26 protein-coding genes and 2 tRNA genes are annotated in these 26,710 nt (G+C 63.4%); 2 read left to right on the top strand and 26 right to left on the bottom strand.

Features of this window, described 5'->3' with window-relative positions; all coding sequences use genetic code 11:
- From A2Z13_07445 to A2Z13_07385, 13 genes are all read right to left on the bottom strand, one after another.
- Positions 1-67: transfer RNA gene (locus tag A2Z13_07445), tRNA-Pro, on the bottom strand.
- A 72-nt stretch (positions 68-139) separates the two neighbouring features.
- Positions 140-499 carry a mannose-6-phosphate isomerase gene (locus A2Z13_07440; GenBank protein OGP78113.1) on the bottom strand — a complete coding sequence of 120 codons (360 nt, stop codon included), beginning with the start codon at positions 497-499 and terminating at the stop codon, positions 140-142.
- 22 nt (positions 500-521) lie between these two features.
- Positions 522-878: a hypothetical protein gene (locus A2Z13_07435; GenBank protein ID OGP78112.1), complete on the bottom strand. Its 357-nt coding sequence runs from the start codon at positions 876-878 to the stop codon at positions 522-524.
- A gap of 18 nt (positions 879-896) precedes the next feature.
- Positions 897-1,184, bottom strand: coding sequence for an integration host factor subunit alpha (locus tag A2Z13_07430; protein OGP78111.1), 288 nt, complete (start codon positions 1,182-1,184; stop codon positions 897-899).
- Between the two features lie 23 nt (positions 1,185-1,207).
- A complete protein-coding gene (locus A2Z13_07425; protein OGP78110.1) occupies positions 1,208-3,616 on the bottom strand; it encodes a phenylalanine--tRNA ligase subunit beta in 2,409 nt (802 codons plus the stop codon).
- Between the two features lie 9 nt (positions 3,617-3,625).
- On the bottom strand, positions 3,626-4,660 hold the full coding sequence (locus A2Z13_07420) for a phenylalanine--tRNA ligase subunit alpha (GenBank protein ID OGP78109.1): 1,035 nt from the start codon (positions 4,658-4,660) through the stop codon (positions 3,626-3,628).
- A gap of 15 nt (positions 4,661-4,675) precedes the next feature.
- Positions 4,676-5,032, bottom strand: a complete 357-nt coding sequence (locus A2Z13_07415) for a 50S ribosomal protein L20 (protein ID OGP78108.1) — start codon at positions 5,030-5,032, stop codon at positions 4,676-4,678.
- A gap of 27 nt (positions 5,033-5,059) precedes the next feature.
- Positions 5,060-5,257, bottom strand: a complete 198-nt coding sequence (locus A2Z13_07410; GenBank protein ID OGP78107.1) for a 50S ribosomal protein L35 — start codon at positions 5,255-5,257, stop codon at positions 5,060-5,062.
- Positions 5,257-5,784, bottom strand: a complete 528-nt coding sequence (locus A2Z13_07405) for a translation initiation factor IF-3 (protein ID OGP78106.1) — start codon at positions 5,782-5,784, stop codon at positions 5,257-5,259. Before A2Z13_07405 ends, A2Z13_07410 begins: the two co-directional genes overlap by 1 nt.
- A gap of 56 nt (positions 5,785-5,840) precedes the next feature.
- A complete protein-coding gene (locus A2Z13_07400; GenBank protein ID OGP78105.1) occupies positions 5,841-7,691 on the bottom strand; it encodes a threonine--tRNA ligase in 1,851 nt (616 codons plus the stop codon).
- Positions 7,692-7,763: 72 nt separating this feature from the next.
- A tRNA-Val gene (locus A2Z13_07395) sits at positions 7,764-7,840 on the bottom strand.
- Positions 7,841-7,890: 50 nt separating this feature from the next.
- A complete protein-coding gene (locus A2Z13_07390) occupies positions 7,891-9,198 on the bottom strand; it encodes a hypothetical protein (GenBank protein ID OGP78104.1) in 1,308 nt (435 codons plus the stop codon).
- Positions 9,191-9,751: a hypothetical protein gene (locus tag A2Z13_07385; GenBank protein ID OGP78119.1), complete on the bottom strand. Its 561-nt coding sequence runs from the start codon at positions 9,749-9,751 to the stop codon at positions 9,191-9,193. The genes A2Z13_07390 and A2Z13_07385 overlap by 8 nt, the downstream gene beginning before the upstream one ends.
- A 57-nt stretch (positions 9,752-9,808) precedes the next feature.
- Between A2Z13_07385 and A2Z13_07380 the strand changes: the two genes are divergently transcribed.
- Together A2Z13_07380 and A2Z13_07375 are read left to right on the top strand one after the other, a co-directional pair.
- Entirely contained in the window at positions 9,809-10,294 is a 486-nt protein-coding gene (locus A2Z13_07380) for a hypothetical protein (GenBank protein ID OGP78103.1), read from the top strand.
- Complete coding sequence (locus A2Z13_07375) at positions 10,294-10,794, top strand: hypothetical protein (protein ID OGP78102.1); 501 nt, start codon at positions 10,294-10,296, stop codon at positions 10,792-10,794. Before A2Z13_07380 ends, A2Z13_07375 begins: the two co-directional genes overlap by 1 nt.
- 80 nt (positions 10,795-10,874) lie before the next feature.
- Here the strand turns inward: A2Z13_07375 and A2Z13_07370 are convergent, their stop codons facing one another.
- Genes A2Z13_07370 through A2Z13_07310 form a run of 13 tightly spaced genes read right to left on the bottom strand, consistent with a single transcriptional unit; the run spans position 10,875 to position 26,677 of the window.
- On the bottom strand, positions 10,875-14,342 hold the full coding sequence (locus tag A2Z13_07370) for a DNA polymerase III subunit alpha (protein OGP78101.1): 3,468 nt from the start codon (positions 14,340-14,342) through the stop codon (positions 10,875-10,877).
- On the bottom strand, positions 14,333-15,841 hold the full coding sequence (locus A2Z13_07365; protein OGP78118.1) for a glutamine-hydrolyzing GMP synthase: 1,509 nt from the start codon (positions 15,839-15,841) through the stop codon (positions 14,333-14,335). Before A2Z13_07365 ends, A2Z13_07370 begins: the two co-directional genes overlap by 10 nt.
- Positions 15,842-15,890: 49 nt before the next feature.
- Positions 15,891-17,375, bottom strand: a complete 1,485-nt coding sequence (locus A2Z13_07360; protein OGP78100.1) for an IMP dehydrogenase — start codon at positions 17,373-17,375, stop codon at positions 15,891-15,893.
- Positions 17,372-18,304, bottom strand: coding sequence for a hypothetical protein (locus A2Z13_07355; protein ID OGP78099.1), 933 nt, complete (start codon positions 18,302-18,304; stop codon positions 17,372-17,374). Before A2Z13_07355 ends, A2Z13_07360 begins: the two co-directional genes overlap by 4 nt.
- Positions 18,270-19,166, bottom strand: a complete 897-nt coding sequence (locus A2Z13_07350) for a hypothetical protein (protein ID OGP78098.1) — start codon at positions 19,164-19,166, stop codon at positions 18,270-18,272. Before A2Z13_07350 ends, A2Z13_07355 begins: the two co-directional genes overlap by 35 nt.
- On the bottom strand, positions 19,163-20,479 hold the full coding sequence (locus tag A2Z13_07345; GenBank protein ID OGP78097.1) for a ribosome biogenesis GTPase Der: 1,317 nt from the start codon (positions 20,477-20,479) through the stop codon (positions 19,163-19,165). The genes A2Z13_07350 and A2Z13_07345 overlap by 4 nt, the downstream gene beginning before the upstream one ends.
- Positions 20,472-21,368 carry a GTPase Era gene (locus A2Z13_07340; protein OGP78096.1) on the bottom strand — a complete coding sequence of 299 codons (897 nt, stop codon included), beginning with the start codon at positions 21,366-21,368 and terminating at the stop codon, positions 20,472-20,474. Before A2Z13_07340 ends, A2Z13_07345 begins: the two co-directional genes overlap by 8 nt.
- Positions 21,365-22,060, bottom strand: a complete 696-nt coding sequence (locus A2Z13_07335) for a ribonuclease III (protein OGP78095.1) — start codon at positions 22,058-22,060, stop codon at positions 21,365-21,367. The genes A2Z13_07340 and A2Z13_07335 overlap by 4 nt, the downstream gene beginning before the upstream one ends.
- A complete protein-coding gene (locus A2Z13_07330) occupies positions 22,044-23,336 on the bottom strand; it encodes a tRNA (N(6)-L-threonylcarbamoyladenosine(37)-C(2))-methylthiotransferase MtaB (GenBank protein ID OGP78094.1) in 1,293 nt (430 codons plus the stop codon). The genes A2Z13_07335 and A2Z13_07330 overlap by 17 nt, the downstream gene beginning before the upstream one ends.
- Positions 23,321-24,397: a tRNA 2-thiouridine(34) synthase MnmA gene (locus A2Z13_07325; protein OGP78093.1), complete on the bottom strand. Its 1,077-nt coding sequence runs from the start codon at positions 24,395-24,397 to the stop codon at positions 23,321-23,323. The genes A2Z13_07330 and A2Z13_07325 overlap by 16 nt, the downstream gene beginning before the upstream one ends.
- Entirely contained in the window at positions 24,394-25,569 is a 1,176-nt protein-coding gene (locus A2Z13_07320; GenBank protein ID OGP78092.1) for a cysteine desulfurase NifS, read from the bottom strand. The genes A2Z13_07325 and A2Z13_07320 overlap by 4 nt, the downstream gene beginning before the upstream one ends.
- The gene (locus A2Z13_07315; GenBank protein OGP78091.1) at positions 25,566-26,000 is read right to left on the bottom strand and encodes a hypothetical protein; all 435 of its coding nucleotides are present in this window, start codon (positions 25,998-26,000) and stop codon (positions 25,566-25,568) included. The genes A2Z13_07320 and A2Z13_07315 overlap by 4 nt, the downstream gene beginning before the upstream one ends.
- A complete protein-coding gene (locus A2Z13_07310) occupies positions 25,997-26,677 on the bottom strand; it encodes a serine O-acetyltransferase (protein OGP78090.1) in 681 nt (226 codons plus the stop codon). The genes A2Z13_07315 and A2Z13_07310 overlap by 4 nt, the downstream gene beginning before the upstream one ends.
- Positions 26,678-26,710: the final 33 nt, after the last annotated feature.

Raw genomic sequence — 26,710 nt, 5'->3', positions numbered from 1 at the left:
GGCGACTGGACTTGAACCAGCGACCCCTTGCACCCCATGCAAGTGCGCTACCAGGCTGCGCTACGCCCCGACCCAGGGAATGCATCTTATCCGTCCTTTATGGCGATGTCACGCCAATTCTACCCCATCCATCGTACCATCAGGCGCGGCCGAAATCGTCCTCGATCCGTTCGATGTCGTCCTCCCCGAAGTATTCGCCCCGCTGTACCTCGATGAAGACCAGCGGGGATCCGCCCGAGTTTTGAATCCGGTGGACCGCGCCCAGCGGGATGTCCAGGGAGACTCCCTCCCTCACGGGGATCCGTTCCTCGTCGCGCGTGACCAGTCCCTCTCCGCTGACGATGTACCAGTGCTCGGCGCGCCTGCGATGTCTCTGAAGACTCAACCGCTTGCCCGGGTAGACGATGATCCGCTTCACCTTGTGGTCTTTTTCATCGGAAAGAACGACGAAATACCCCCACGGGCGATGATTCTCTCGGGTCGGATCCTGCGGCTGCAAGGAATTGGAGAGATCGGAGGGCTTAATTTTCGAGCATCTCCCGGATCTTTGTCAGCTCTTTCTTCAGGCGTTGAAGGAGAGCCTTGTGATTCTTCTCTTCCCAATTCAAATTGAGCTGTTTGCTCTTTTCCTTCACGCGTTCCTTCAACTTCTTCCGCGCCCCCTCGATCGTGAACCTCTCTTCGTACAGAAGCCGTTTGATTTCGAGGAGGTTTTCCAGTTCCTGCCGGTTGTAGACGCGGTGCCGGGACCGGTTTTTCGCCGGGGTCAGATGAAATTCCGTTTCCCAGAACCGGACGACGTATGGCTGTACGCCGAGGATCTCGCTGACCTCGCCGATCTTGAAGTAAAACTTATCCGGTATTCCGGGCCTCGTCACGCATGCCCCTGGGGTCTTTCAGTTCTTCTTGTCGTTAATGTAAGCCTTCAGTATCTGGCTTGGACGGAACGTGAGAACCCGCCGGGCGGTGATCTGGATGTCATCGCCCGTCTGGGGGTTGCGGCCCTTGCGCGGCCGCTTGTCGCGCAAGATGAAATTGCCGAAGCCGGAGATCTTTATCTTTTCCCCGTTTTTCAGGTTGGCCTTCATGGTGTCGAAGATCGCTTCAACGATGTCCTGCGACTCCTTCTTCGACAGGCCGCCGACCTTTTCGTAGACGATCTCGACCAACTCCGCCTTCGTCATGCCACCCTCCCTCCCGACGAGTCTTACGACGCTCGAATCTTCCCGCCGAACCGATTCTCCAATAATTTTACTATTTTGGTATGTATACTATTAACCTCGGCGTCCGTCAAGGTTCTGTCCGGGGGCTGAATTTTCACCCGGAACGCGACGCTCTTGTTCCCCTCGCCAATCTTCTCCCCCATGTAGATGTCGAAAACCGCAGCCGACTCGATTTCCTCGGACAGCTCGGAAACCATGGCCAGCACATCCCCCACGGGTACGTGCACCGGAAGGATGCAGGCAATATCCCGGAAAACGGGAGGAAACTTCGGCATCGCCCGGTACTGCGCCGCCGGAGGATTGACAGCCGTCGCTGCGCCGATCCGGATCTCCCCGTAATATACAATGCCCGGAATATCCAACGCTTGCGCGAGCTCCCTGCGAACCGCGCCCACCCATCCGACGTTCTCTCCGTCCTTCAATATTTCCGCGGCAACTCCGGTCTCAAGAAACGGACGAGATTCCGCGGGGATGAAATGGAACGGGGCGGCGCCCAGAAATTCCGTGAGAGACGAGGCGACAGCCTTTGCGTCGTAGAAGTCGACGGCGGCCTGCCCGCCGCTCCAGTTGCCGGGCAGTCTGCGGCCATACAGAACGAACCCCAGACGCGGTTCTTCGAAATGGCCCTCCGTGAGCGACTTTCCGAACGCCTTGCCCACCTCGAACAACCGCACGTCCTCGATGAAGCGGCGCACGTTCGATGCCACGTTGTGGAGCAGACCCATCAACAGGTGGGGCCGCATCATCGTTGTGTCTTCGGAGATCGGATTTTCGAGCCGGATGGCGTCCGACGAGTCGAAGGCCAGAAGCGCCGCATACCGCTCCCACTCCTTCTCCGAAACGAAGGAGAAGTTGATGGCCTGGTTAAACCCATGCATCCGGAGGAACTCCGAAGCGTCTTCCACGAGCTTCGCGAAGCGGTCGTCCGGAGAGAAGTCGGGAGCCCCGGATTCGGGGTAGGTAACGGGAATCTCTTCGTAACCGGTGATGCGGGCGACCTCCTCCACAAGGTCGATCTCCCGTTCGATGTCGAACCGGTGCGGAGGGACGGTTACGCTCCACCGGCCGGGTTCCTCTTTCCTAACGGCAAAATCAAGGCGTGAAAAGACCTCCCCGCATTCCTTTTCCGTGTATTCCCGGCCCATGATCCGGCTCGCCCTCGCAGGACGAAACGTCACCGTGCGCGAAAAGTCCTTCCCTCCCCCGACGTCAAAGCTCCCTCGCGCGACCGAAAAGGAGGAGAATCGTGAGAACAGGGAAACCGCGCGGTCCGCGGCGTACATCGTTCCGCCGGGGTCAACGCCTCGTTCGAAGCGGTAGGAGGACTCGCTCGACAACCCCAGTCGACGGGAGGTCCGGCGGATCGAGGCGGGGGCGAAATGCGCGCTCTCGAACAGGACCCGCCGAGTGGTGGGCAGCACCTCGGTGTTCCGTCCCCCCATCACCCCCGCCACCGCAACGGGGCCTTCCCCATCCCAGATGAGAAGCATCTCCGGCAGGATGTCCCGTTCGCCGCCGTCCAGGGTGGTGAACTTCCGCGGAACCCCCGACCTGCGCACGCCGATCGTTCCACCGGCCAGCCGGTCGAGGTCGAAGGCGTGCATTGGCTGCCCCAGTTCGAGAAGGAGGTAATTGGTGATGTCGACGATATTGTTGATCGGGCGGATGCCGCAGAGGGCGAGACGCCGTCGCAGGAAGAGAGGGGAAGGAGCGACCGTCACGTCGGTGATCACGCGGGCGGAGTACCGGGGGCAAAGCTCCGCGTCCGTCACCGACACGGAGGCCGCGTCTGAAATCGCAGGCCCGTTCTCGCGGAGGTCGACGGAGGGGAGGCGGACCTTCACCCCGGTGATGGCGGCGACCTCCCGGGCCACGCCCAGCACGCTCAGGCAGTCGCCCCTGTTCGGTGTGATCTCCACTTCCAGCATCCAGTCCGAAAGCCCCAGGGCATCCGCCATGGGTTTGCCGACCGGGGTTTCGGGGGGGAGGATCAGGATCCCCGCCGACTCCTCCGACAGGCGCAGTTCCATCTCCGAGCAGAGCATCCCCTCCGAAACCTCCCCACGGATCTTCGCTTTCCTGATTTCCACGCCGTTGGGAAGCTTCGCACCGATGCGGGCGAGCGCGACGACGTCGCCGGGATTCATGTTCCTGGCGCCGCAGACAATGCCGTACTCGCTGGAGCCGTCGGTCACGCGGCAAAGAGAAAGCTTGTCTGCGTTGGGGTGCTGTCCTTGCGCGAGAATTTTCGCGACGACGACGTTTTCGAGCCCTTCCCCAAGGAACCTGCAGGAAGAAACCTCGATCCCCGCCATCGTCAAAGCATCCTGGATCTCCGCGGAGGAAAGCCGCGTGTCGACGAATTCTTTGAGCCAGGAATAAAGAATTTTCACGGACCGTCCCTAGAATTGCGATAGGAAGCGGATGTCGTTCTCGAAAAACAGGCGAATGTCGTTGATGCCGTGGCGCAGCATCGCGATGCGCTCCACGCCCATGCCGAAGGCGAAACCCGTATGTTCTTCCGCGTCGTATCCCACAAATCCGAAGACCGACGGGTCGATCATCCCGCACCCGAGGATTTCCAGCCAGCCCGAGTCTTTGCAGACGCGGCAGCCTGCGCCCCTGCAGATGACGCAACGGATGTCGACCTCCGCCGAAGGCTCGGTGAAGGGGAAAAAGCTCGGCCGGAACCGCAGGGGGTGGTCGGGGCCGAACATCATGCGGCAGAACTCCGTGAGCAGCCCTTTAAGGTCGGCCATCGTGGTGTTCCGATCGACGGCAAACCCTTCCACCTGGTGGAACATCGGGCTGTGAGTGACGTCGGAGTCGCACCGGTAGACCGCCCCCGGGGCAATCACGCGCACCGGCGGGCGCATCGTCTCCATCGTGCGGATCTGGATCGGGGAGGTGTGGGTCCGCAAGACCAGATCCCCGCCCGGCCAGTCCACGTAAAAGGTGTCCTGCATGTCCCTGGCGGGGTGATCCTTGGGGATGTTCAGGGCTTCGAAGTTGTAATAGTCCTTTTCGATCTCCGGCCCGCCGCGCACGGAGAAGCCCAGCCGCTGGAAGATGGAGATGATCTCCGCCATCGTCCGGGAGACGGGATGCCGGTGCCCGATGGCGGGAGCCCGGCCGGGGAGGGTTACGTCGATCCGTTCCTTCCCCTCTTTCGCGAGGCGCTCCTTCTCGCGGAGGCCGGCGAGGCGGGCATCGAAGGCGGATTCCAGCGCGCCTCGCGCCTCGTTGGCCGCCGCGCCGATTCGCTTCTTCTCCTCGATCGGAAGGGAGGCGATCGTCTTCAGGATCTCGGAAATCGCGCCCTTTTTCCCGAAGTACTGCCCCTTGGCCTCGAGGAGGTCGCTCTCGGTCCTTGCCGCGTCGATCGCGCGCAGCCCGGCTTCCGACAGTTCCCTGACCCGGTCGAATGCGTCCGGCAATCGGTACCCGCTTTTCTACCCGATGGCGGCCCTGGCCGTCTCCGCCAGCGCCCGGAACGCCGCTGCGTCGTTGATCGCGAGGTCCGCAAGGACCTTCCGGTCGACATCGACGCCGGCCTTCGAAAGGCCGAACATGAACTGGCTGTAGGAGAGACCGTTTTCGCGGGCGGCGGCATTGACCCGCACGATCCAGAGGGAGCGGATCTCCCTTTTCTTGTTGCGCCGGTCGCGGTAGGCGTACTGGAGCGCTCGCGCCACCGCTTCCTTCGCGGTGCGGAACAGGCGCCCGCGCCCGCCGCGGAATCCTTTCGCCGCCTTGAGGATCTTGCGGCGCTTCTTGTGGGAATGTACGGCTCGTTTTACGCGTGGCATTTGGGGTTTCCTCTTCCGTGGTTTCTCTTAGAGATAAGGCAGCAGGCGCCGGATCGACTTCTCGTTCGCCGGGTTCACGAGGGCAGACTTCCGCAGCCCCCGCTTCCTCTTCCGGTTCTTCGTGGAGAGAATGTGGCTTTTCCCCGCCTTGGCGCGCTGGATCCCGCCCCTTCCCGTCGCTTTGAAGCGCTTGTTCGCTCCCCGGTTCGACTTCATCTTCGGCATTACCGTCCCTCCTGTTTTTCCGCCGGCTTGGGGGAGGGCTGGCCGACGGGCTTTTTCTTGTGGGCCGTGGGTGCGACGACCATCATCATCGTCTTCCCCTCCATCTTCGCGGGAGATTCGATCTTGGAAAGGTCGCCGATCGCCTCCGTGACGTGCTTCAGGATCTCGAAGCCGCTCTGCGAGGCGTAGGTCAGCTCCCGTCCGCGGAACCGCACGGTCACCTTCACCTTGTCGCCTTCCTCCAGGAATCTACGGATGTGCTTGATCTTTATGTTCAGATCATGCTCGTCCGTCTTGGGCCGGACCTTGATCTCCTTGACCTGGATGACGGTCTGTTTCTTCCGTGCCTCCTGCTCGCGCTTGCTCTGCGTGTACTTGAACTTCCCGTAATCCATGATCCGGCAAACCGGAGGCGCCGCGGTCGGCGCCACCTCGACAAGGTCGAGGTCGAGGGCCCGCGCCCTCTGCAGCGCTTCCTGTGTGGAAACGACTCCCAGCTGTTCGTTCTCGACCCCTACCAGTCTCACCTCCGGAACCTGGATCTGCTCGTTGATTCTGGATTCCTTGCTGATGGCCTCCTCCTTTAGGTTGGGATTTTTTCCATTTCGTCCCCGAGGACCCCTAAAAACTCCTCGAGGGACATGGGGGGGAGCTGCTCTCCTCCCCTTCTTCTCGGTGCGACCTGCCGCAGCAAAAGTTCCCGATCCCCGATGACCAGCGCATAGGGGACCTTCTGTAACTGGGATTCACGGATCTTGTACCCGAGTTTCTCGTTGCGGAAATCTCCCTCGGCGCGGAACCCCGCCGCGCGGAGACTCGCGATCGTTTCCCGGACGGCGTCGGCCTGGCGGTCGGTGACGGGGAGGACGTCCACCTGGACCGGGGCCAGCCAGAGGGGAAACGCTCCCGCGTAATGCTCCACGAGCACCCCGAAGAACCGTTCCAGGGAACCCATCAGCGCCCGGTGGATCATGATCGCCTGCCGGGGGGATCCGTCCTCTCCGACGAAGCTCACATGGAACCGCTCCGGGTTGTTGAAATCCACCTGGATGGTCGAGCACTGCCACGCCCGGCCGAGCGTGTCCTTGATCTTGATGTCGATCTTCGGGCCGTAGAAGACCCCTTCACCGGGATCCACCAGGTAAAGGAGCCCTTTGCGCTCCAGTGCCTTTTTCAGGGCGGTCTCCGCCTTCGCCCAGTTCTCCGTCGTGCCGGCGTACCGGTCGGGCCGCGTGGAGAGGTAAACCTCGTACCGGTCGAATCCGAAACGCCGGAGCACGAACAGCGTGAAGTCGAGGAGCGCGAAGATCTCCTCGTCCAGCTGGTCGGGACTCAAGAAAAGGTGGGCGTCGTCCTGCGTGAATCCGCGGACCCTCAGGAGGCCGTGCAAAGTGCCGGAGGGCTCGAACCGGTATACCGTCCCGAGCTCCGCGTAGCGGATCGGCAGGTCGCGGTAGGAGCGCATCTTCGACTTGTAGATCTGGATGTGGAACGGGCAGTTCATCGGCTTGAGCTGGTAATCCTGCCCTTCCACCTCGATCGCCCCGAACATGCTCTGACGGTAGTAGTCGAGGTGCCCGCTCACCCGCCACAGGTCGAGCTTTGCGATGTGGGGGGAAAAGACCAGGTCGTACCCCGCCCGCGCGTGCTCGTCCCTCCAGAAATCCTCCATGACCCGTCGCACGACGGAGCCCTTGGGATGCCAGAGGATCAGCCCCGCCCCGATTTCCTCGTTCACGCTGTAGAGGTCGAGCTCCTTCCCCAGCTTGCGGTGGTCGCGCTTCTTGATCTCCTCCAGCAGGGCGAGATGGGCGTCGAGTTCTTTTTTCGTCGCGAACGCGCAGCCGTAAATCCGGGTCAGCATCCGGTTCTTCGAGTCTCCCCGCCAATACGCCCCGGCGGTGTTCATCAGCTTGAAGGCGCCGACCCTTCCGCTGCTGGGAACATGTGGCCCCCGGCACAGGTCGAGGAAGTTCCCCACCTTGTAAAGGGATACGGCGTCATCGGGGATCTCCGCCAGCAGATTCTCCTTGTAGGGCTCTCCGGGGAACCGCTGATTGGCCTCCTCCTTCGACACCTCTTCGCGAGTGAATGGGAGGTCGGAACGGACGATCTCTCCCATCTTCTCCTCGATCCGTGCGAGGTCTTCCGGCGTAAACGGGGTCTCCACGTCGAAGTCGTAGTAGAAGCCGTTTTCAATGGAGGGTCCGATCGTTATCAAAGCGTCCGGAAAAAGCTCCTTGACCGCTGCGGCCATCACGTGGGCGGTGCTGTGACGGACGACCTCGATTCCGTCGGGGTCCGCAGGGGTTACCCACTGCACGGCGCCGTCCTCGGGGGCGGGGCGGGAAAGGTCCAGAAGCGACCCCTGGACCCTGGCGGCGATCGCCACCTTGGCCTTCCCCTCCTTTTTTGCAAGCTCCAACAAGGTCATTCGTCTTCCTTCACGCGCCCCGGCAGGCCGGCGCTTCGCCGAAACAGGTTCCACCGTGCCTGGGAGAGAAAATGGTGGGCGATACTGGACTTGAACCAGTGACCCCCTGCATGTCAAGCAGGTACTCTAACCATCTGAGCTAATCGCCCCCCGGGATGTCGAACGATTATAAATATCAGACATTTCTCCAAAATGTCAATTATATTATGGATATTTCCGGATTGTACACCGCGCGGAAAAAACCGCTCGGCGTCGCCTCGAAGAGGCGGACCTCGGCCCCTGTTCCTTTCGCGATGTCCCCGGGCGAGACGTTGTCGAGGAGAAAGTCGCCGGCGTCCCGCAAGGTGACCGACGGAAGATAAACCCTCGAAACCTTGCGCTCTTTCAAGGCTTCAAGGATGTCCCTTCCCCCGAGAAGCCCCGTCACGGTCACGCTACTGCCCATAAGGCGGTTCTCCACCGGCACGGGGTCGAAACGGGCGCCTGACCTCCGCGAAAACTCGGCCAGAAAGTCTTGTACATGCCTGCGTGCGGACAGGCCGGTGACGACGGTCCCGCCCCCCTCCGCCCGATCCCAGCGCTTCCTCCGGAACAGGGCCCTCCCGCCATCCAGGAACTGCCGGAGAAGGCCCACTCCGTTTTCAATCTGGGCGAACGATCCGTAGGCTTTCCGGCCGGGGATCCTTTCCCCCGCGATCAGGTAATACTCATCCGCCGCGACCGCGAACGGCTCCTCCCCCGCCGTTCCGCACCTCTGCCCGATTCGCTGCAACATTGCCAGCGTTTCTCCGGCTTCCCGCCGGCTGACGGGCCGCAAGGGAGGCAATCCCCGCCGGTGCGCGGTGAGGCCGACGGGAACCACGGCGACGGTGGCAAGCCCTGGCCGAAGGGGCAGGAGCGCTCGAAGGGTGCGCTCCAGCTCGTCCCCGTCGTTGATGCCGGGGCAGACGACGATCTGCCCGTGGAGATGGATCCCCCCCCGGATCAGCCGTTCCATCACGCCCAGGATGTCGGCGGCCTCCGCGTTGCCGAGCATCTTCCGACGGAGCGCGTTGTCGGTGGTGTGGATCGATACGTACAGCGGGGAGAGGCGGTAACGAAGAATCTTTTGGGTCTCTTCCCCGGTGAGGTCGGAAAAGGTCACGTACTGGCCGTGGAGAAAGGAAAGGCGAACGTCCTCATCCTTGACATAGAGGCTTCGCCGCAGCCCTCTGGGGAGCTGGTGGACGAAGCAGAACACGCAGCGGTTGCGGCATCGCCGCACCCGGACCGGCTCGGGACGGATCCCGAGCCCCGCGCCCGCCGGCCGGAACTCCTTCTCCCTCGTCTCGCCCAGGGAATCGGCCCAACGCAGTCGGAACCTCCGGCGGCTGGTGAGGAAATGGAGGTCGAGAAGATCCGCGGCCGGCTCCCCCGAAACGGAGAGGATGCGGTCTCCCGGCGAGATCCCCGCTCGCATCGCCAGGCTGTCCGCCGCGACGGACTCCACGCGGACCCCTTCACGCATCGGAGAGCTTCCGGAATCCGACGAAGAGGTAGTGCACCCCGGAAGCCGCGGTGGTCAGGGCGCACAGGCCCACCACGACGCCGGTGACGATCGGCTCCCAACCCTCCGCGGCCATGGCGTTCCCCATCCAGGGAAACGACCGGACAGCGAGAAAGTAGACGACGGTGAGGATCTGCACGGACGTGTTCACCTTGCTTAAGGAAGTCGCCTTGATGCTCCCGGAATCCAGAAGCAGGAGGATGAGGGCGCTGCCGATCAGGATGAACAGGTCCCGGCTGATCACCAGGATCGTCAGCCACTCCGGGAGGATCTTCACGTAGGCGAGCACGATGAAGCTGGTGGCCATCAGCAGCTTGTCGGCGATCGGGTCCAGGTAGTAGCCCACCACGGTCCTCTGCCGCAGCGCCCGCGCGAGCAGCCCGTCCAGCGCATCGCTGATCCCGCAGGCGGCGAAAACGGCGAGCGCATGCCGGATCCGCCCCGAAATCAGGAGATGGGCGAACAGGGGAACCAGGAGGACCCGGAACGCCGTGAGGGCGTTCGCGATGTTGATCAGGCGGGCCTGGTCAAACCGGTCCCTGGCGAACGATGCGTGCATAGTCCTCCTTCGATGGCGCGCAGCAATGTTTCCAGTCCTTCTCCGGTCGCCGCGGAAATCCGGAATCCCTCCCCCGGGACGGGTCCGCCCGACACTCCCCGGTCCATCTTGTTGACCGCGAGGAGGCTGGGCTTCTCCGCGAAATCCAGGGCAACGAGGATCCTGTTGACGGAGTCGATGTTCTCCTCCATCCGCTCCGAGCTGCCGTCCACGACCTGGACCATCACGTCCGCTTCGCCGATCCCCTCCAGGGTCGCCAGAAACGCCTCCAGCAGCTCGTCCGGCAGGTCGTGGATGAATCCCACCGTGTCCACCAGGATCGCTTCCTTCCCGCCGGGGAGGCGGAATTTGCGCGCGGTGGGGTCGAGGGTCGCGAAAAGCTGGTCCGCGACGAAGACGTCCGCGCCGGTCAACCGGTTGAACAGAGTCGATTTCCCGGCATTGGTGTACCCCACGAGCGCGACGACCGGGAATCCTACCTCTTTCCGTCTTTGGTAGTGCAACGCCCTCGTTCGCCGGACGGTGGCGAGCTCCCGCTCGATCTGCCGCAACTGCGAACGGATCTTCCTGCGGTCCTCTTCAAGCTTCTTCTCACCAGGGCCCCGCGTCCCGATTCCGCCTCCGAGCCGGGACAGCTCTTTCCGCCCCCCGATCAGGCGCCCCAGCCGGAAGGAGAGCTGCGCCAGCTCCACCTGCAGTTTCCCCTCCCGGGTGCGGGCCCGCTGGGCGAAAATGTCCAGGATCACCTCCCGCCGGTCGAGGACCTTCACGTCCAGCTCCTGTTCGAGGATCATCTGCTGCTTCGGACGCAGGAGGTTCTGGAAGACCACGAGGTTGACGCCGTTCTCCCGGATCGTCTCCTTGAGATGTTCGAGGGTTCCCCTTCCGATGAGGGTCGCGGGGCTCTCCACGGAAAGCGTCTGGGTCTGTTCGCCCTTTACGACTCCTCCCGCCGACTCCACGAGACTCTTGAGCTCCGCCAGCAGGTCGGGGGATGAAGGGGCGCCGTCCCCGGTCCTTCGCTTCCTCCGGGCCCAGACCAGCCAGGCTTTCTCCTCGTTTTCTCCGATGGGGTACATCAGTGAAGCCGCAGCACGTCGTATCCGAACTGCCCTTTCAGCTCCCGGGCCAGCTCGAGGGACGGCGCGATCCCGAATCCTTCCGGCAGGGCGACTACGGCCTCGTAATCCCCTTCGCGCACCAGATGAAGGTATCCTTTCTTCTCGCCCGCATGCTTCCTCAGGGTGCGCCGAAGCTCGGCGATATCGGACGCCGTCATCCGGTCCATGCGGACCTGGATGTGCACCGATTTCGACAGGCGCTCGCGCACGTTTTCCATCCGGCAGATATCTTCCGCGATCACCTTGGAGGACGTCTCGTCGGAATCGACGCGGCCGATCAGGAGAACGGGTGCCTGCGTGTCCAGGTCCTCCCGGATCTCCCGGTACGTTTCCGGGAAGACGAGCACCTCGACGATCCCTTCGAGGTCCTCGAGCGTCAGGATCGCCATCTTTTCCCCCCGCTTGGTCGTCTTCTCCCGGATGGCGCTGATGATCCCGCCGATCTTGATCTCGGAGCCGGACCTCACGGAGCCGATGCGGGAAGAAGTGACGTTGGCGAACAGCTCGATCTCCGCCGCGTAGGCGTCCAGAGGATGCCCGGTGATATAGAATCCCAGGGCTTCCTTCTCGGCTTTCAGTCGCTCGCTCCGGTTCCACAAATGCTCGATGGTTGCCGTTCGTTTCCCCTTTGCGGGTTTTTCCGCATCGGCCTTTCCTCCGAACAGCGCGAACTGGCCCGATTCCCTGCGCCGGACCTCCCCCTGCGCGGTCTCCATCAGGGAGGAGAGCTGCTCGATCAGGAGTCCCCGGTCCGGGTCGAGGGAATCGAAGGCCCCCGCCTTGATGAGGCTATCGAGCGCCCTCTTGTTCACCTTCCGGAGTTCCACCCGGGAGAGGAAATCCGCCGCCGAGACGAAAGGATTTTCCCCCCTCGCCTCCTGGATGGAGAGGACCGCGGTCTCCCCCACCCCCTTGATCGCCGAAAGGCCGAACCGGATCGCCTTGCCCGCCGGATAAAAGGCGAAGCGGGATTCGTTCACGTCGGGTGGGAGGATGGGAATCCCCTTCTCCCGGCAATGGCCGATGTAGCGGATGATCTTCGCCGTGTCGCCCGATTCCGATGTCATCAGGGCGCAGAAATATTCCACGGGATAGTGGGCTTTGAGATACGCGGTCTGGTAGGCCACCATCGCGTATGCGGCGCTGTGCGACTTGTTGAACCCGTACTCCCCGAACTGGGCGATCTGTTCGAAGAGCGCCTGGGCCTTGTTCTCGGGGATCCCGTTGGCGGCCGCCCCTTTCAGGAACCGCGCCTTCTGCTTCTCCATCAGGGCGGTGTCCTTTTTCCCCATCGCCTTGCGCAGGACGTCGGCTTCCCCCATGGAGAACCCGGCGAGAGCGACGGCGATCTGCATGACCTGCTCCTGGTAGACCATGACGCCGTAGGTGTCCTGCAGGATTTCCTCCAGCTGCGGGAAGGGGTATTCGGTTTTCTTCCTGCCGTGCCGCCGCGCGATGAAGTCTTCCACCATGCCGCTCTGGAGGGGGCCCGGCCGGTAGAGCGCCACTGCGTGGATGAGGTGCGCGAACCGCTCCGGCTTGAGCCGGACGAGAAGGTCCGTGAAGCCGCCGCTTTCGCACTGGAAGACCCCCGGAGTGTCTCCCCGGGAGAGCATCGCGTACGTTTCGGCGTCGTCCAGCGGTACGGCCTCTAGGTCGAGCGGCTCCCCCCGTTCCTTGATCAGGCCCAGAGTGTTGTGGATCGCCGTCAAGGTCCGCAGTCCCAGTACGTCGAACTTGACCAGCCCCACCTTCTCGATGTCCTTCATGGAAAACTGGGTGGTGATATCGCCGTTGGAATTTCTGTAGAGGGGGACGTACTCGGTGATCGGCTTGTTGGCGATCACCACCCCGGCGGCATGGGTGGAGGCATGCCGCGACAGTCCCTCGATCGCGCGGGCGTATTCGAACAGCTCCCCCACCTTCGGCGTTTCCTGGAGGATCTCCTTGAGCCTCGGCTCGATCTGCAGCGCGCGATCGATCGTCATTCCCAGGTCGGGGGGAATAAGCTTGGCGATCCGGTCGACCTCCGCGTACGGCATCTCGAGCACCCTTCCGACATCCCGAATCGCCGCCCGGGCCTTCATCGTGCCGAAGGTGATGATCTGGGTCACGTTCTCTTCGCCGTAGCGTTCCTTGATGTACTGGATCACCTCGTCCCGCCGGTCCTTGCAGAAGTCGCAGTCCACGTCGGGAAGGCTGATCCGCTCCGGGTTCAGGAACCGTTCGAACAGGAGCCCGTGCGGGATCGGGTCGATCTCGGTGATCCGCAAGGCATACGCGGCAAGGCTCCCCGCAGCGCTCCCCCGCCCCGGCCCCACCGGGATCCCCTTCTCCTTGGCATGCCGGATGAAATCCCAGACGATCAGGAAGTACCCCGAAAACCCGCTTTGATCGATGACCGACAGCTCGTACTCCAGCCGTTTCCGGTAGGCGGTCTCGTTCTCCCCCGAAACCTTCTCCCCCCGTTTCCGCTTTTCCTGGAACCTGCGCGCCATCCCCTCGACGCTCAGGGTCCGCAGGTATTGCTCCGCCGTCATCCCCTTCGGAACCTGGAACGCCGGGATCTTGTTCTTCCCGAGGTCGAGCTTCACGCTGCACCTCTCGGCGATGGCCATCGTGTTCTTGAGCGCATCGGGGGCCGAGTGCCCGAACGCCTTTTCGAACTCTTCCGGGGACTTCATGTAAAACTGGTCGCTCCCGAACCGCATCCTCCCCTCGGTGTTGATCGTCTTCCCGGTCTGAAGACAGAGGAGCACGTCGTGGACGCGGGCATCCGAGCGCTCGAGGTAGTGGCAGTCGTTCGTGGCGACCAGAGGCGTCCCCGTCCGGCGGGCCAGCTCGATGAGCCGCGCGTTGGCCAGGTTCTGCTCCGGGAGGCCGTTGTCCTGGATCTCGATATAAAACCGCCCGTCCCGGAAAATATCCTTGTACGTCTCCACGCACCCCTCGGCCGCCGACGGCCCCTCCTGGATCAGGAGACGCGGGATTTCGCCCTGCAGGCAGGCGGAGGTGGCGATCAGTCCCGCCGCATGCTCCCGCAGGAGCTCCTTGTCCACCCGGGGCTTGTAATAGAACCCTTCGACGTGGGCCTTGGACACCAACCGGATCAGGTTCCGGTACCCTTCCGCGGACTCCGCCAGAAGGATCAGGTGATGGGACTTCTCCTCCCCCTGCGTCGGTTTTCGTTCGTGCCTGGACCCCGGCGCGACGTAGATCTCGCACCCCAGGATCGGACGGATCCCCGCCCGGGTCGCCTTTTCGTAGAAGTCGATCGTCCCCATCATCCCGCCGTGGTCCGTCAGGGCGACCGCGGGCATCCGGAGCTCTCCGACCTTGCGCACCAGGTCGTCGATCTTGATGGTCCCGTCCAGGAGGCTGTACTGGGAGTGCAGGTGGAGGTGGACGAACTCGCTCATTCCCATTCGATCGTGCTCGGCGGCTTCGAGGAGACATCGTACACAACCCGGTTGACGCCCTTGACCTCGTTGATGATGCGCGTCGAGATCCTCTGGAGGAGGTCGTACGGCAGGCGAATCCAGTCGGCGGTCATCCCGTCCTGGCTCTGGACCGCCCGGATGGCGGCGACGTTCTCATACGTCCGGAAGTCCCCCATGACTCCGACCGTCTTGATCGGGAGCAGGACTGCGAAGGATTGCCAGATGGACTCGTAGAGCCCCGCGTTCCGGACCTCCTCGTCCACGATCGCGTCGGCCTCCCGCAGGATGTGCAGCCGTTCCGCCGTTACCGGGCCGATGATCCTCACGGCCAGGCCCGGCCCCGGAAACGGCTGCCGCTCGAGGATGGGATCGGGGACGGAGAGTTCCTTCCCCAGCTCCCGCACCTCGTCCTTGAACAGCTCCCGCAGCGGCTCCATCAACTTCAGATGCATCTTCTCGGGGAGGCCTCCCACGTTGTGGTGGGTCTTGATCGTGGCGGACGGCCCCTTGAAGGAGACGCTCTCGATGACGTCCGGATAGAGGGTCCCCTGCCCGAGGAAGCCGACGCCTCCGGGGATCTTTCCCGCCGCCTCCTCGAAAATGCGGACGAAGAGCTCCCCGATGATCTTCCGTTTTTTCTCCGGGTCATCGACGTCTTCCAGCGCCTTCAGGAACCGCTCCGAGGCGTCGACGTACTCCAGGTGCAGGCCGATGCCGCTGCGGAATGTCTCAAGGACCTCTTCGGCCTCCCCCTTGCGCAGCAGGCCGTTGTTCACGAAGATGCAGGTGAGCTGATCCCCCAGCGCCTTGTGAAGGAGAACGGCGGCCACGGAAGAGTCCACTCCACCGGAGAGTCCGAGGACGACGTTCTCGCTCCCGACCGTCTCGCGGATCTTCCGGACGCTCGTCTCCACGAAGGAGTGCATCGTCCACGAGGGGGAGAGGCCGCAGACGCGGAAGAGGAAATTCGACAGGATTTCCTTCCCTTTCGGCGTATGGGCAACCTCCGGGTGAAACTGGACGCCGTAAACGGTTTTATCGTGATTGCTCATGGCGGCCACGGGGGAGTTCGCCGACCGCGCGATGGAGGTGAACCCTTTCGGAAGCTCCACGATCCGGTCCCCGTGGCTCATCCAGACCTGGATCGTCATGTTGTGGCGGAGCTCTTCGATGCCCAGGAACAGCGGGTCGCCCCACTCGCCCCGGAGGTTGGCGATCCCGTATTCCCGGTCCGTCGACTTCGCGACCTTCCCCCCCAGAAGTTTCGCAAGGACCTGCATCCCGTAGCAGATCCCCAGCACAGGGATCCCCAGCGAGAGCACCTCCTCCGGAAGGGAGGGGGCCCCCTCCTCGTAGACGCTCGCCGGGCCGCCGGAGAGGATGATCCCGGACGGTCGGAACTTCCGGATGAAGGAGAGATCGACGTTGAACGGGTGGATCTCGCTGTAGACTTTCAGCTCGCGGACGCGACGCGCGATGAGCATCGTGTACTGGGAGCCGAAATCCAGGATGAGGATTTTCCCTTCCAACGGCCTATTCCACCTGGTAATTCGGGGCTTCCTTGGTGATGATCACGTCGTGGACGTGGCTCTCCCGCAACCCGGCGGCCGTGACCTTCATGAAGACGGCCAGTTTTTGAAGCTCGGCGATATCCTTTGCGCCCACGTACCCGCTTCCCGATTTCAGGCCGCCGACCAACTGGAAGACCATGGCGGCGATGGGCCCGCGGTACGGGACGCGCCCCTCGATTCCTTCGGGGACGAGCTTGCTCTCCGCCTCGACGTGCGACTGGAAGTACCGGTCCTTGCTCCCGCGCTTCATCGCATCCAGCGATCCCATGCCCCGGTAGACCTTGTAGGATCGGCCCTGGTAGAGCACGAGCTCTCCCGGGCTTTCGTCGGTCCCCGCAAAGAGCCCGCCGATCATCACGGCGGAGGCCCCGGCCGCGATCGCCTTGGTGATGTCCCCCGAATACTTGATCCCGCCGTCCGCGATGAGAGGAATCCCCTTCTTCGACGCGACCGCCGAACACTTCATGATCGCGGTCATCTGGGGAACGCCGACGCCCGCGATGACCCGCGTGGTGCAGATCGATCCCGGACCGACACCGACCTTCACACAGTCCGCCCCTGCCTTGATCAGCGCCTCCGTCCCTTCCCCGGTGGCGACGTTCCCCGCGATCAGCTGCACTTTGGGGAAATTTTTCCGGAGCGACCGGACGGTGTTGATCACGTCCCTGGAGTGGCCGTGCGCGGTGTCGACGCAGAGGAGGTCCGCGCCCGCCTTCAGGAGCTTCTCGACCCGCTCCTCCCAGCCGGTGCCGACTCCCACGGCGGCTCCGACCCTCAGGCGCCCCTTCCCGTCCTTGCAGGCAAAAGGGTACTTCTTGATTTTGAGGATGTCCTTGATCGTGATGAGGCCGCGGAGGTTGTTCTTGCCGTCCACCACGAGCAGCTTTTCGATCCGGTTCCTGTGCAGGATCTCCTTCGCCTGCTCCAGCGTGGTCCCCACCGGGACGGTGACCAGGTCCTCCTTGGTCATCACGCTCGAGATCGGCTGGTCGAAGTTCGTCTCGAACCTCAAGTCCCGGTTCGTGAGGATTCCGACGAGCTTTCCGCTCCGGGTCACCGGCAGCCCGGAGATCCGGTACTTGTTCATCACGTCGAGCGCTTCGTGGACCCTCTGGTCCGGGTCCACGGTGATGGGGTCGATGATCATCCCGCTCTCGGACTTTTTCACCCGGTCGACTTCCACCGCCTGCTCGTCCGCGGTGTTGTTCCGGTGAACGACCCCGATCCCCCCCTCTCGCGCAATGGCGATGGCCGTGTCGGCCTCGGTGACCGTGTCCATCGCAGCGGTCAGCAGGGGGATGTTCAGCCGGATCTCGGGAGTCAGCGAGACGGTGACGTCCACGTCCTTGGGAAGGACCTTCGACTCTCCCGGCAACAGCAGGACGTCGTCGAACGTCAACCCTTCTTCCAGCTCTTTGCCGTCGGTTTTCCCCAGCACTACGCTCATCCCTTATCTCCTTTTCCGTCCGGGATCCCCAGAAGGATGCCCTCCAGGAGCCCCGCATCGCTGACGATCAGTTCGTCGATCTTGAAATTCTCCATGGCCGCCACCGCCTGGCAGACGCCGGGCACGATGTAGCGTTCCCGCCCCTTCTCCATCCCCGGCAGCCGGAGACGTTCCGCTTCCTTCAATTTCGACAGTCGCTCCTCCCAATATTTAAGCCGCTCGAGAGACATCGCGTACCCGTCGATCTTCTCCGGCCTGTAGGCCGTCATCTTCCGGTCCAGTGCCGCCAGCGTCGTGAAGGTCCCCGCCGTTCCTACCATTCTGCGAAACCGGCGCTTCCAGGCGGCAGTCCCCGAAGAAATCCGCTCGGAGAAGTAGAACCGGAGGTTCCGGATCTGCCATCCTTCCGGCGGGTCGGAAATCGGAAGAAGGCCGCAGACCACGACCACCCCGATCGGCAGGCTGACCGATTCATCCCTGCCTGGGCCGGAGATGAACTCGGTGCTTCCGCCGCCGATATCCATGACCACGATGCCCCCGCCGTTCCGCAGGCGTCCCTGCATCCCTTGCCAGGTCCGGCGGGCCTCTTCAACGGCGGTGATGATATCGACCCTTACACCGACCGCTTTCGCCGCATCGAGAAAGGCCGCGCGATTCCCGGCTTCCCGCAGGCCCGCCGTCCCGCACGCGCTGTAGCGTTCCACTCCCAGCGCGTCCATCCGCTCGCGGAATTCCTTCAGCGCGGAGATGGAATCCCGGAATCCCGGTTCGCCGATCCTGCCGGTGGCCCGGAGTTCCTTTCCCATTCCGGTGATCCTGCGCACCCTTGCGACGGGTCGGATCGTTCGGCCTGCCCGCTTCGCGACGAGCATCCGTACCGTGTGGGTCCCTATGTCAATCGCTGCCAGAAGTCCCATCCGGACCTGCACCTTGTTCCCGTTCGGGGAAGGCTTCCTTCCCTTCCTTTTTTTCCAGTGTCCCGATAATGCTGGCGCAGAAGAGATAGGCTGCTGCGAACAGGTATGAAACAATTATAAAACAGATGATGCCGAACAAGGAACCGTAAAGTACGTTGAACTTGCTGAAACTCTTGACATAAAACCTGAATCCCCCCTTGATTGCGTAGAAAAGCAGGAGAAACATCATGCTTCCCGCCAGGGCGTTTTCCAGCCGGACGCGGCGCGGGGACAGATACCGGTAGCTCAACGCTCCCGCGACGAAGATGACTCCCGCGAGGGCTGCCTCGCCGACCCCGGCCAGCAGCGTGTGGAACGCGGCGTCCCACTGCGCCGAAAGACCTTTCTTGAAATAGGCGAGCCCCGACCAGAGGGGCGGCACGAGAATGGCCGCCGAGGTCAGCACGATGAGCGCGAGGACCAGAACCACGTGAAACAGGGCCCCGCGCACGAACCGCTTTTCCCGTCGAGTTCCCATCATCACCGCCAGGGAGGTCTGGACCGCGTCCGTCGCCGAGAAGGAGGAGAACAGAAGCAGGAGGGTCCCCACGATCCCGAAGGTGGCGCCCGATTCGAACAGATTCCTGAGATTCGGCACGAGGACCCGAGCGCCGTAGGGAAACGTTTCCTTCAAGAACGAGGACAGCATGTCGAACGGCAGTTCGTTTCGGCCGATGAGCGCCGAGGTTGCGGCAAAGACCAGGAAAAGGACGGGGATGGCGGCCAGGAGCAGGTTGAAGGCGACCGCGGCACTGTAGACGAACCCGTGGCTCCGGAAGAAGTGAACGGTTCCCTCCGAGAGCACTTCCCGGATGCGCCACGCCGTGGGCCTCATTTTTCCTTGTAAACGATTCGGATGGGAGACCCGTTGAACCCGAAGCGGGCCCGGATCTTGTTCTGCAGGTAGCGGGTGAAGGAATCGGGGACATCCACCCTCTCCTTCACGAAGACTGCGAAGGACGGGGGCATCACGCCGATCTGGGTCATGTAGAGCGCCCGGTTCCTCCCCTGCTTCGACGGGATGGGGACCGAGTAGACGGAGGCCTGCGCCATCTTGTTGAGGACGGCCGTCGGGATGCGCTGACGGAAGCTTTCGAACGCCTCCTCGATCTTCTTGAACAGGAGGGGGATCCCCTTCCCGGTGGGCGACACGACGGGGATGATTGCGGCGAACGCGGCGTACCCCAGCCCTTCCTGGATGGCATGGAGCCCTTTCCGCTTCTCTTCATCGCCTTTCCAGAGGTCCGCCTTGTTCGCGGCGACGACCACCGCCCGCTCCTCGTTCAGGACGTACCGGAGGATCTGCTGGTCCTGGTGGGTCAGCCCTTCGGGGCCGTCGATCATCAGGACGGCGAGGTCGCACCGCTGGAGAGAGTCGAGACTCTTCATCACCGAGATCTTCTCCAGCACGTTTTCCGTCTTCCGTTTCGCCCGGATGCCGGCCGTGTCGATGAAGAGGAACCTCTTCCCACCGTATTTCACGAGGACGTCGATCGCGTCCCGGGTCGTCCCCGGCACCTCCGAGGAGATGACTCTCTCGTACCCCGCGAGCGTGTTGATCAGCGTGGATTTTCCGACGTTCGGACGCCCGACGACCGCGATCCGCGCGACGACTTCTTCCCGCCTCGGCTCCTCGACCCGCTCGGGGATGAGCGCGACGACCTCCTCCAGCAGCCGGTCCACTCCCGTCCCGTGCTCGGCGGAAATGGGGTAGATTTTGTCGGCGGCCAGCTCGTGAAACTCGTCGATCCCTTCCCGGCCTGCGCGGACGTCCACCTTGTTCGCCGCGAGGAAGAACCGTTTCTCCCGCTCCCGCAGCATCCCCAGGATTTCCTTGTCCAGGGGGAGGACGCCGTCGCGGGCGTCCACGAGGAAGATGACCGCATCGGACTCGTAGATCGCTCGAAGAACCTGCCCGCGCACCTTGGAGAGGAGGTCGTCCCCCTCCTTGCCGGGGAGGTATCCTCCGGTATCGATCAGGTGGAACCGCTTCCCGTCGAGCTCCACGGGAACGGAGACGAGGTCCCGCGTTACCCCCGGGGTCCCGAAGGTGATCGAGCGCCGCTTCCCCGCGATGCGGTTGAACAGGGTCGACTTCCCGACATTCGGGCGGCCGACCAGCGAGATGGTGAAATCGAACTTAGGCATATCCCAGCCGACCCAGCATCGTTTCGTTTTTACTCCAATCCTTCTCGACCTTGACGAACAGCTCCAAGTATACCCGCTCCCCGGTCTCATTCTCCAGCTCCAGACGCGCCTCGGTGCCGATCTTTTTCAGCATTCGGCCGCCCCGCCCGATGAGGATCCCTTTCTGCGACTCCCGCTCGACGCAGATTTCCGCTCGGATGCGGATCCGTCTTTTTGCCGTTTCTTCCTTGTACTCCTCGATCGTCACCGCAACGCTGTACGGAAGCTCCTCCGAGAGCTCGTTGAACAGTTTTTCCCGGAGGATTTCCTTCGCGATGAAGCGCATGGGGAGGTCGGTCAGGTCTTCCTCGGGGTAATAGGCGGGCCCTTCCGGCAGGATCGCGAAGAGGCCCGAAAGAAACGCGTCCACCCCATGTCCTTTTATCGCGGACACGAGGTACCCCTCCCGGTAGAGCCCGCTTTCCATCAGCGCGGCCCTGCGCGCCCTTGCCGCGCTCTCTCCCATCCGGTCCACCTTGTTGACCACCAGCAGCCGGGGAGCCGCGACATTCGAAAGGATCCCCCGGACGAGCGTTTCCTCTTCCCCGGATTCGGCCGGTCGATCGTCCACCAGGTGAACGACGATGTCGGACTCCGAGGCGATGCGCTCGGCGGTCTTCATCATGTAGACGTTCAAGGCCTTCCTGGGCCGGTGGATCCCCGGGCCGTCCAGGAAGACGATCTGCCCCTTTTCCGCGGTGTAGATCCCTGCGATCCGGTCCCGCGTGGTCTGGGGCTTGCTGGTGACGATGGCGATCTTGGCGCGGAGGATGCGGTTGAGGAGCGTGGATTTGCCGACGTTCGGCCGGCCGAGGAGGGCGACGAAACCGGATTTCTTCCCTTCCGTCATCCCGTGCCTTCCTTCGGCCCGAGGAGGGAAAGCAGACTCCCCGCCGCCTCCATTTCCGCCTCTTTCTTGGTGGCGCCGCTTCCCGTCGCCTCGGGCCCGTCCGCCAGGCGGGCGACGACCGTGAAGGTGTGGGAATGGGGCGGCCCCGACACCTCCAGGAGCCGGTACTTGGGGAGCGGGACCCGCCGCTTCTGGCACCACTCCTGGAGGCGGCTCTTGGCATCGAAACCCGAGACCAGTTCCGCGACCCGCTTCTCTTCCCAGAAATGGGTGAGGACAAACTGCCTCACCCTTCCGTACCCCCCGTCGAGAAAGATCGCTCCGGCGATCGCCTCCATGGCGTCGGCGACCATCTTCCGGGTCACCCCGCCCCCCTTTTCCCGCACGGAAGGGTCGGTGCGAAGCGATTCCGGAACTCCGATCCGCTCGCCGACGCGCACGAGGTTCCGGTTGTTGATGATCGCGGAGCGGGCTTTCGAGAGCGTCCCCTCCCCGGTATCGGGAAACCGGCGGAACATCTCCTCCGCCACGCACAGGTTGAGGACCGCGTCCCCGAGAAATTCGAGCCGCTGGTAGGACATTTCTCCCGAACTTCCGCCCGCGATTGAGGCGTGCCGCATCGCCTCCTCGAGAAGGTGCGGGGAGGAAAACCGGTAACCGATCCGTTTTTCCAGCTCAGACATTCCGCTCATCCCGTTTCCCGGCCAGTCCCCGCCCCCGGATCGAGCACGCACGCACGCGAAACAGCCCGCCGACCTCGGTGATCTCCCCCGGAAAGGTTACCTCCACGTAATTGCCCGAGGTCCCCGACAGCTCTCCCCGGCCGGGGTGCACGGTCTCCGCCAGGACCTCCAGTTCCTTCCCCACCTGATCCCGGAGGAACGCCGTTCGTTTCTTCGCATCCAGATGGAGGAGAATCGCGACCCGCTCCTTCTTTTCCCGGGCGTGGACGTCGTCGGGCCACCGCGCGCTCTCCGTCCCCTCGCGGGCGGAGTAAGGAAAAACGTGGAAGTAGTTTACCGGGACATCGCAAAGGAATCGAACCGTTTCCTCGAAATCGGCTTTCGTCTCCCCGGGAAAGCCGGCGATCACGTCGGCCCCCACCTGTGCGTCCGGGACCCGGGCAACGACGCGGCCGACGACGTCCGCATACTGGCCTGCGCGGTACGGGCGCCGCATCCGCGAAAGGGTCCTGTCGCACCCGCTCTGCAGGGGGATGTGCAGGTGCGGGCAGACCCTCCTGCTGCCCGAGATCGCGTCCAGGAGGCCCTCCGTGATCTCCGCCGGCTCGATGGAGCTCAACCTCAGGCGGGTCCTTTCCGTTTCGTTCAGGAGAACGGCGATGAGTTGGGCAAGGGCTTCCTTTTCCCCCCGGTCCGCGCCATACAGGCCGACGTGGATTCCCGTGAGCACCAGCTCCCGCGCGCCGTCCCGCTCCGCTTCAACCGCCTTTTCGAGGATTTCCTTCTCCGGCAGCGATCGGTTCCCGCCACGCACCATGGGAACGACACAGTACGCGCAGGAGAAATCGCAGCCGTCCTGGATTTTCAGGAATGTGCGCCGGTGCCCGAGGAGAAGGTCCGCAGCGTATTCGGACAGCGGATGCGGCCTGGCCGGGTCGCCGTCGCCGATCTGCCGGAAGACGGAACCGAGGGCGCCCTCCTCCCCGAGGCCGACCCAGTGGTCGACTTCGTGAAGCGCTTCCCTGGCCCGTGGGGAAGCCTGCGCGTAACAGCCGGTCAGAATGACCGATGCATGCGGATGGTCGCGGCGCGCCCTGCGGGCCAGGGCCCGGCTGTCCCGGTCGGCCCGGTGGGTCACTGTGCAGCTGTTAACGACGATAACGTCGGCAGGTTCGGCGGGGGAAACGACCTCGAACCCGGCCGACATCGCTTCCCGCACGATGGATGCGGAATCTGCGAAGTTCGCCTTGCAGCCGACGGTCAAGACCGTTAGACGCTTGCGCATTCGATCCAGCCGCCGCCCAGCACCTCGTTCCCGTCGTAAAGGACCAGGGCCTGGCCCGGCGTCACGCTCCTCTGCGGGGCGTCGAAGCGAACCGAGAGCTTTCCTCCCTCGAAACGGATGGCGGCCGGAACGCCCGGATGCCGATAACGGACCTTGACCGTCGCGCCGAACTCGGAGGCCGGAGGCGCCCCTGCGACGAAGGATGTGCGGGCCACGATGGCGCCCGTGGCAAGGGTCTCATCCTCCCTCCCCAGGATTACCTCGTTCCGCTCCGCGTCGATGGCCACGACGTAGAGCGGTTCCTTGGCGGCGATCCCCAGCCCCTTGCGCTGGCCGACCGTGTACCGGAGGATCCCCCTGTGCTCCCCAAGAATATTCCCCTTCCGGTCGACGAAGTGTCCTTCCTTCTCCTGGATTCCTTTCCTGGACAGGAACGCCGTGTAGGAATCGTCGGTGACGAAACAGACGTCCTGGCTCTCCTTCTTCTCGAAGACCGGAAGGCCCGCTTCTACCGCGATCCGCCGGACCTCGGATTTCATCATCCCCCCGACGGGGAACCGGATCCTTTCCAGCCGCTCCGAGTCCAGCGAGTACAGAAAATACGACTGGTCCTTGGAGGCGTCCGGCGAGGCGAAAAGCCGGCACTTGCCCTTTTCCCCACGCCGGATGACGGCATAGTGCCCCGTGGCCACGCCCTCGGCCCCCAGTTCGTCGGCCTTCCGCAGCAGCGCCCGGAATTTCAGGTATTCGTTGCACAGGATGCAGGGGTTCGGCGTCCGCCCGCTCGAGTACTCCTTCACGAACGGGTCGATGACCTCCCGCCGGAACTCGTCCCTCAAGTTCAGGACGTAGTACGGGATCCCCATCAGGTCGCACACCCGCCGCGCGTCGTAAAGGTCGTCCAGCGAGCAGCAGGTCCCCGGGCGATTCCTCGTAACCGTGGAGAAATCGTAGAGGTCCATCGAGATCCCGATCACCTCGAACCCTTCCCGCTGCAGGAGGAGAGCCGCTACGGAGGAATCGACCCCGCCGCTCATCGCCGCCAGGATGCGCTTTTTCATCGGGCCTTGGCCTCCCTGCGGAACAGCGGGGACATCGCCCGGAGCTTGTCGACGATCGCCTCGGTGGCGTCCACGGCGTATTCGATCTCCTCGTCGGTATTGCCTCTCCCGAGGCTGAACCGCAAGGCCCCCTGCGCGTCCACGGGGTCCGCTCCCATCGCCATGAGGATCGGGGAAGCCTCCAGGGACCCGGAAGTGCACGCCGAGCCCGAGGAGCAGGCGATCCCCACCATGTCGAGGTTGAGCAGCATCGCCTCCCCTTCGACGAACCGGAAGGAGATGTTGACGGTGTTGGGGAGCCGCTCCGTGGGATGGCCGTTCAGCACCAGATCCGGGATCCGTTCGAACAGCGCCTTCTCGAACTTGTCGCGGAGCCTGCGGGTTTCCCGGACCTCCTCCGTCATCCCTTCCCGCAGGAGGGAGAAGGCCTTCCCCATCGCCACGATCCCCATGACATTCTCGGTCCCGCCCCGGCGACCCCGCTCCTGATGTCCGCCGTGGAGCACCGCCTCCATCTCGATCCCCTTGCGCGCGATGAGCCCGCCGATACCTTTCAGCCCGTTCACCTTGTGGCCCGAGAAGGTCAGCAGGTCGGCCGGAAGCTCCTTCCAGTCGATCGGGATCTTCCCCGCCGCCTGCACGGCGTCGGTGTGCATCAGGACACCGGCCTCCCGCGCGATGCGCCCGATCTCCGCGACGGGCATGATGCATCCCGTCTCGTTGTTGGCGTGCATGATGGAGACGAGGATCGTGTCCTTCGCGATCGCCCGGCGCACCGAATCCGGCTCCACGATTCCCTGCCGGTTCACCGGCGCGTAGGTCACCCGATACCCTTGCGCCTCGAGGAACTTGCAGGTGTTGATGACGGCGGGGTGCTCGACCGCGGAGGTGATCATGTGCTTCCCCGCGTTTCCCTTTCGATACGCGATCCCCTTGATCGCGAGGTTGTCGCTTTCGGTCCCGGAGCTGGTGAACACGATCTCCAGCGGCTGGCACCCGAAAAACGCCGCGATCTCCTGCCGCGCGTCCTCCACCGCCTTCCGCACGCCCCGGCCCGCCCAGTGGATGCTCGACGGGTTCCCGAACATCTCCGAGAGAAACGGTGCAATCGCCCCTTTCACCTCGGGATGGACCGGCGTCGTTGCGTTGTGATCCAGGTAGACCTTTCTCACGCAGACACCTCCCTGGTTTGCTCTTCAGACTTTTCCCGGAAGAGGTCTTCGATGGAAATGGAGTCCAGGAACTCCTCCATCCGGGACTCCAGCGCATCCCACATTCCCTGCGTCTTGCACCGCTCGATCCTGCCGCACGTCCTCCCCGACCGCCGGCACCCGATGGTGGCGTCCCGCCCTTCCGCCGTGCGGATGATCTCGCCGATCATGATCCGGGACGGATGGCGCGCCAGAAGGAACCCTCCTCCCGGGCCCCGGATGCTCTTGACCAGGTTCCGCCTGCGAAGCCGGGAAAACAGCTGCTGGAGGTAAGCCTCCGGAATCTCCTCCTGCCGGGCGATGTTCTTCAGGGAAACCGGATTCCCGCGGGAGGACGCTGCAAGGCTCACCAGCGCCATCACGGCATACCGCCCCCGCGTCGTGATCTTCATCGGACGGACTCCACGCGGGGCGCCTCCTCCTGCTTCGGAAGGAGTTTCGCAAGCTCGTCGAGGCGCTGTCCCATCGCCATCACCTGGTCGGTCAAACACTTGATCGCCTTGCCTTCCGGGTCCGGCGTGCCGGCGACGCCGGACTGGTCGTTGTAGACGTTCCCCTCGCGGTAGACGATCCTTCCGGGGATTCCCACGACGGTCGAGTTGGGAGGAACGTCCCGGTTGACCACCGATCCCGAGCCGATCTTGGAATTCTGCCCGATCCGGATGTTGCCCAGGATGGCCGCGCCCGCCCCGATGATCACGTTTTCCTCGATCGTCGGGTGCCGCTTCCCCTTCTTCCAGCTCGTCCCGCCGAGGGTCACCCCGTGGTACATCGTCACGTTCTTCCCGATTTCCGAGGTTTCCCCGATGACGACCCCCATCCCGTGGTCGATGAAGAAACCCTCGTCGATCGTCGCCCCCGGATGGATCTCGATCCCCGTGAGGGCACGGGAGATGTGCGAGAGAAACCGGGCCAGCAACCGAAGGTCGTGCGTCCAGAGCCAGTGGGCCGCGTGGTGGAACCGCATGACGTGGAACCCCGGGTAGCATAAAAGGATCTCGATCACGCTGCGCGCCGCCGGGTCGCGTTCGAAGATCACCTTGATGTCGTTGCGGATTCTACGGAACATCCTTCCCCCTTTCCCCGTGCAAATAACCTGACT

Source organism: Deltaproteobacteria bacterium RBG_16_64_85 (assembly GCA_001798885.1).
In the GTDB taxonomy this organism is placed as follows: domain Bacteria; phylum Desulfobacterota; class Deferrimicrobia; order Deferrimicrobiales; family Deferrimicrobiaceae; genus FEB-35.
This window is presented reverse-complemented; position numbering and strand designations above follow the sequence as displayed.